Source organism: Nocardia sp. NPDC004711 (genome assembly GCF_053601595.1).
The window spans coordinates 1-1463 of record NZ_JBSGCB010000181.1; the positions used below are offsets into that span (position 1 = coordinate 1).

Here is a 1463-nt window from a genome sequence, read left to right on the forward strand (position 1 = left end):
GAGCAATGATCAAAATCTGTGGATGACCGGGAGGGCGTACCTTCCCGGATGATCTGACAATCAACAGGTTTCGATCTACTCGGCGCGCCAACGCCGGGCGGGAAGGTACGTCCCATGCTCAAGGTAATCGACGGTGGCGCCGAGTCCAATCAGGACGGTGCGGCGGGCCGAGTGTCCGGCTCGCCGATCGACGAGATCGTGCGTGAGGGTGCCCGGCGGATGCTCGCAGCGGCGTTGCAGGCCGAGGTCGCCGACTACATCGCTCGCTTCGCCGGGCAGCTCGACGAGAACGGGCACCGGCTGGTGGTACGCAATGGGCACCATGGCGAGCGGGAGGTGCTCACCTCCGCTGGCGCGGTGGCGGTGCGCGCGCCGCGCGTTAACGATAAGCGGACCGACCCGGAAACCGGTGAGCGGCAACGGTTTTCCTCGGCGATCCTGCCCGCGTGGGCACGCAAGTCACCGCAGATCACCGAGGTGCTGCCGCTGCTGTATCTACACGGGCTCTCGACCGGCGATTTCGCCCCGGCCCTCGAGAAGTTCCTGGGTACCGGCGCGGGACTGTCGGCCTCGGCGATCACGCGGCTGACCGGTCAGTGGCAGGACGAGGCCCGCACCTTCGCCGGCCGGGACCTCTCGGGCGTGGACTATGTGTATTTGTGGGTCGACGGGATTCATCTGAAAGTGCGCCTGGAGCAGGAGAAACTGTGCCTGCTGGTGATGCTCGGGGTCCGCGCCGACGGCCGCAAAGAGCTGGTGGCGATGACCGACGGGTTCCGCGAGTCGCACGAGTCGTGGGCGGATCTGTTACGCGATGCCCGCCGCCGCGGCATGAGGGCACCAGTGCTCGCCGTCGGTGACGGCGCGCTCGGGTTCTGGAAGGCGGTGCGGGAGGTGTTCCCCGAGACGCGCGAGCAACGATGCTGGTTTCATAAACAGGCCAATGTTCTTGCTGCCCTTCCGAAATCGGCGCATCCCGGCGCGTTGGCGGCGATGAAGGAGATCTACAACGCCGAGGACATCGACAAGGCCCAGTTGGCGATCAAGGCGTTCGAGATCGACTATGGCGCCAAGTATCCGAAGGCGGTCGCCAAGATCGTCGGTGACGCCGATGTGCTGTTGGAGTTCTACCGGTATCCCGCCGAGCACTGGATCCACCTGCGCACCACGAACCCGATCGAATCCACCTTCGCCACAGTGCGTTTGCGAACCAAGGTCACCAAGGGGCCGGGCTCGCGGGCGGCGGGGCTGGCGATGGCCTACAAGCTGATCGAGGCCGCCCAGACCCGCTGGCGGGCGGTCAACGCGCCGCATCTGGTCGCGCTCGTCCGCAACGGGGCACTGTTCCACAAGGGCAAACTGCTCGAACGACCCATCGACATCACCCCAAAGGACGGAGACCGTTCAGGCGCAACGGAAGTCGCCTGAAACAACGTCATCCACAGGATTTGACAATATCTCTC

1 protein-coding gene is annotated in these 1463 nt (G+C 65.1%); it reads left to right on the top strand.

Annotated features, from left to right (window positions below):
- The first annotated feature begins 114 nt into the window (after window positions 1-114).
- On the top strand, window positions 115-1428 hold the full coding sequence (locus tag ACWEKS_RS49310; RefSeq protein WP_452346600.1) for an IS256 family transposase: 1314 nt from the start codon (window positions 115-117) through the stop codon (window positions 1426-1428).
- Window positions 1429-1463 lie beyond the last annotated feature (35 nt).